This is a genomic window from Pedobacter sp. 01N416, assembly GCF_056399685.1.
The window spans coordinates 1-4,773 of record NZ_JBFTRT010000745.1 but is presented as its reverse complement, the minus strand read 5'-3'; the positions used below and the strand labels follow the sequence as shown (position 1 = coordinate 4,773).

Below are 4,773 nucleotides of genomic sequence, written 5' to 3'. Positions count from 1 at the left end.
CCATTCACGGTACCATCATGGTATTCTTTGTTCTAACGGCAGGTTTAAGTGGTACATTTAGTAACTTACTTATTCCACTTCAAATTGGGGCAAGAGATATGGCTTCGCCATTTTTGAACATGCTTTCATACTGGTTCTTCTTTACCGCTTGTGTGGTGATGATGTCATCATTCTTTATCCAAACAGGACCTGCATCTGGTGGTTGGACGGTTTATCCGCCACTATCGGTAGTTGCTAAAGCAATGCCAGGATCTGGAATGGGTATGACTTTGTGGTTAATCAGTATGGTACTTTTCGTAGCATCATCTTTAATGGGTGGTATCAACTACGTAAGTACAATTTTAAACATGCGTACTAAAGGTATGGACCTTTGGAAAATGCCATTAACCATTTGGGCTTTCTTTTTGACCGCTATTTTAGGTATCTTATCTTTCCCTGTTCTTGTAGCTGGGGTAGTATTAATGGTATTCGACCGTAGTTTTGGAACAAGTTTCTACTTGTCTGATATCGTAATGGGTACAGATATTTTACCAAATGAAGGTGGTTCTCCAATTTTATGGCAACACTTATTCTGGTTCTTAGGTCACCCTGAGGTATATATTGTAATTATGCCGGCATTGGGTATCTCATCTGAAGTTATCTCAGTAAACTCACGTAAACCAATCTTTGGTTACCATGCGATGGTTTACTCTTTAATTGGTATTACCGTATTATCGTTCATCGTATGGGGTCACCATATGTTTGTAACCGGTATGAATCCATTGTTGGGTGGTGTGTTTATGATTACGACATTGATTATTGCAGTACCATCGGCAGTAAAAACCTTTAACTACTTAGCTACATTATGGCGCGGTAACATCCGTTTCACGCCAGCAATGTTATTTGCTATCGGTTTAGTTTCATTCTTTATCTCTGGTGGTTTAACCGGTATCTTCTTAGGAAATGCTTCATTAGATATTAACTTACACGATACATACTTTGTTGTTGCCCACTTCCACTTGGTAATGGGATCTGCAGCAATCTTTGGTATGCTTGCAGGTGTGTATCACTGGTTCCCTAAAATGTTTGGTAGAATGATGAATGCTAAATTAGGATATTTACACTTCTGGTTARCTTTCATTGCAGCTTACCTGGTATTCTTCCCGCTTCACTTCTTAGGTTTAGATGGTGTACCTCGTCGTTACTATGCATTTACCGAGTTTGAATTTATGAAGAAATGGTTAACGGTTAACGTATTTCAGTTTACAGATGGCCATATGATTATAGCAAACCAGGACATCACGAAGATTTTATTCCTCAAACAGTTCCTTTCTCTCAAACCATGAGCTCTAACTTACCTCACGATTTTGAAGGAAATGCAGAAGCAGAAAAAATACAACAAGATTGGGAATTGGCTAACCCTGTTGAAGAAAGCAAGGGCTAGTTTAAACTTAAAATAAAATTTTAAAAGGGGTATCTGATTAAGTTTCTGCTTATCCGGATACCCTTTTCATCTTAATAGATATATGGTCAGCAGATCAGAACAACGTTTCATTAGCATTAATCTTATAACCATTGTAGTTACGCTATTGGTTATACTCGCCGGAGGTATTGTGCGCAGTACAGGGTCTGGCATGGGTTGTCCGGATTGGCCGAAATGTTTCGATCGTTACATTCCGCCAACTGATGTATCGCAACTTCCTGCCAATTATAAAGAGAAGTACGTAGCAGGTAGGTTAAAGAAGAATGAAAAGTTTGCCAAATATCTGGAAAGCATGGGCAAAGTAGCCTTAGCTGATAGTATTAGGCATGATAAGAGTATCACCATACCTGAAGAATTTAATCCAACTAAAACCTGGACCGAATATCTGAACAGATTGGCTGGGGTAGCCGCGGGGATATTCCTGTTTTTAACAGTTGTATACTCATTTGCCTACCGAAAAACGGCCAAACGAATTATCGTACTCAGTATCCTAAATCTTTTTGTAGTGGGATACCAAGGCTGGTTAGGTTCGATAGTGGTTTCTACAAACCTGGCACAATGGGTGGTAACCGTACACATGTTGTTAGCACTGGTTATTTTGGCGATATCTATTTATACCTATAATTATGCGAAGCAATTGAATAAAGCGCCTTCCGTAATTATGTACCGGATAGCGTGGTTAAAAGGTTTTTTGTTTTTTACCCTCGTAATCAGTATCGTTCAGATCGTATTAGGAACTGAGGTTAGGGAAGCGGTAGATGTTATTGCAAAGTCGCTCTCTTACGGGAACAAGAATACATGGATTTCGAAAGTAGGAGAAGTATTCTCTTACCACCGTGATTTAGCTATACTCGTAGTAATTGCCAATGCAGTAGTGTATAAAATGGTTATCGACCGTTTTAGTGGTAAGGCTGCACCGTTGTTAACCGCAAGGTTTATGTTAATAACGCTCCTCATACAGTTATTAAGTGGTTTTGCTTTAGCATATATCGCTTTCCCACCGGCAGCGCAGGCATTGCACATTTTGTTCTCTACGCTGTTATTTAGTTTACAGTTTTACCTGTACTTATTGGTTTACCGAACAAGTACATATAAACAATAATATTTAAGAAAATTGAAGCAATATCTTTCAGATTTTTCTAAACTTATCAAATTCAGGCTATCGTTTACGGTGGTGTTTTCGGCGTCGATCTCTTTTTTGATCGGACAGAAAATGCAGGTGGGTAGAGGCCATATCCCTAGTATTGATTGGGGAAACTGGTTAATATTGATTGCCGGAGGTTTTTTAGTAGTGCTATTCCAGGTGCTTTACCACCGCTTATTGGATATTTAGCAGCATTCGGTAGTTTAAAAGCCGAAATGTTCCACGAAATTGATTATTACATTGCTGGCATTTTGTTTTTAATTCAGTTTGTATGGCAGTTTCCACATTTCTGGGCAATTGCCTGGGTTTTGGATGATGATTATAAGAAAGCAGGTTTTAGGTTGTTACCTACAAAGAAAAGAGATAAAACCTCTGCTTGGCTTACCTTTTTAAGTACATTAATTTTAATTCCGGTAAGTTTACTGCCAACACTATATGGTTTTGGTGGATATTACATTGCAGGTTTATCATTAATAGCCGGACTTATTTTTAGCTGGCTGGCTTTTAAACTTTTAATGAGCAGAGAATTGGCAGATGCCAAGAAAGTGATGTTCTGTTCGTTTTTTTACATCCCGGCAGTACAGTTGGGTTTATTATTAAATTTTATAGCAAAATAATTTATGGTGCTAACAATGGAAAAGATGCAGGATACGTTTGACCCAAAACCAAGAAAATTTATTGTTTGGTTATTTGTCGTATCATCAACAATTATGTTTGGTGGTTTTACCAGTTATTATCTGGTATTTGCCGCTTCGAAGGGAAAGGGGCATGGTTTGGTTTTACCAGATGCTTTTATTTACTCTAGTTTGGTAATTATTGCCAGTAGCATTACCTTGGTGCTTGCATCAAAGGCTTTAAAGAAACTGAACTTCAGCTTACAGCGCAATATGCTGTGGATTACCGTAATCTTGGCCATAGCTTTTGGAGTAATGCAGTTTAATGCCTGGGGAAGTATGGTAAGAACTGGTGCAACCCTGGTAGGAAATAACGCAGCAATATCATTTATTTATGTGGTATCTGGCATGCACTTATTACACATTATTGGTGGTGTTGGCCTTATTATTAATGCTTTAGCAGGAAGTTATAAAAGTCTGCCTGTTGCCAAAGTCCAATACAGAATGGAAATTGCTTCTATTTTTTGGCATTTTATAGATATATTATGGATATATCTGTATGTTTTTTTACTTTTGAACCGTTAAATTTGTTAACAAACTATTATACTATTTCCAAATGAATGCAGTATCACAATTAGATCAAGTTAAAACCGGACCATGGAATGGTGGTCGTTCTCCGTGGTCGGTAGAATATGGTAAAATCATGATGTGGTTTTTCCTTTTGTCAGATGCTTTTACCTTTTCATCTTTATTGATCTACTACGGCGCTCAGCGTTTTTCTAAATTAACATGGCCAGCTCCAGATAAGGTTTTTCAATCTATTCCGGGTATTGCAGAACATGGTTGGCCGTTGGTTTTCGTAGGTATCATGACCTTTATCTTAATCATGAGTTCGGTAACCATGGTTTTAGCGGTAGAGGCAGGTCACAGACGTTCTAAAAAAGAAGTTATCGGCTGGATGATTGCAACCATCATTGGTGGTTTCATGTTCTTAGGCTGTCAGGCAATTGAGTGGACTCACTTACACCACGATGGTTTCTGGTGGGGACATATTCCATCAGCAGAAGAATTAAAACATTTCTTCCTTAAACCAGAAGATGTATCATTAGTTGCTTCACAACAATTTGCAAACTTATTTTTTACCATTACAGGTTTCCACGGTTTCCACGTATTTAGTGGGGTAATCATTAACATCATCATCCTGATTATGACAATTAATGGAACTTTTGAGAAAAAAGGACATTATCTAATGGTAGAAAAAGTGGGTTTATACTGGCACTTTGTTGATTTAGTTTGGGTGTTTGTATTTACATTCTTCTATTTGGTTTAATTTATCATATTATAAAAATATTTTTATGTCAGAGCATACACATACAACAGAAGAGCACGGGCACGGGGATCATGCAGGTTTATCAAAAGGTAAAATCTGGAAAGTTTTTGGAATCCTTTTATTGATTACCGTAATTGAATTTATCATAGCGCTGGTATTAATTCCTAAAGGATATATGACCCAGCACATCGGTAATTACATTTATATTGCGTTAACCCTGTTA

General features: G+C 37.7%; 5 protein-coding genes and 2 pseudogenes. All 7 read left to right on the top strand.

The window, feature by feature from the left end:
- Positions 1–1,423 (top strand): annotated as a pseudogene (locus tag AC1DND_RS26610) (cytochrome c oxidase subunit I); the annotation flags it as partial.
- Between the two features lie 82 nt (positions 1,424–1,505).
- Positions 1,506–2,564, top strand: a complete 1,059-nt coding sequence (locus AC1DND_RS26605; RefSeq protein ID WP_477585701.1) for a COX15/CtaA family protein — start codon at positions 1,506–1,508, stop codon at positions 2,562–2,564.
- A gap of 12 nt (positions 2,565–2,576) precedes the next feature.
- A complete protein-coding gene (locus AC1DND_RS26600) occupies positions 2,577–2,795 on the top strand; it encodes a hypothetical protein (protein WP_477585702.1) in 219 nt (72 codons plus the stop codon).
- Entirely contained in the window at positions 2,711–3,223 is a 513-nt protein-coding gene (locus AC1DND_RS26595) for a UbiA family prenyltransferase (RefSeq protein WP_477585699.1), read from the top strand. Before AC1DND_RS26600 ends, AC1DND_RS26595 begins: the two co-directional genes overlap by 85 nt.
- 15 nt (positions 3,224–3,238) lie before the next feature.
- A complete protein-coding gene (locus AC1DND_RS26590) occupies positions 3,239–3,805 on the top strand; it encodes a cytochrome c oxidase subunit 3 (RefSeq protein ID WP_083488668.1) in 567 nt (188 codons plus the stop codon).
- Between the two features lie 31 nt (positions 3,806–3,836).
- The gene (locus AC1DND_RS26585; RefSeq protein ID WP_477585697.1) at positions 3,837–4,550 is read left to right on the top strand and encodes a cytochrome c oxidase subunit 3; all 714 of its coding nucleotides are present in this window, start codon (positions 3,837–3,839) and stop codon (positions 4,548–4,550) included.
- A 25-nt stretch (positions 4,551–4,575) separates the two neighbouring features.
- Positions 4,576–4,773: pseudogene (locus AC1DND_RS26580) on the top strand (cytochrome C oxidase subunit IV family protein); the annotation flags it as partial.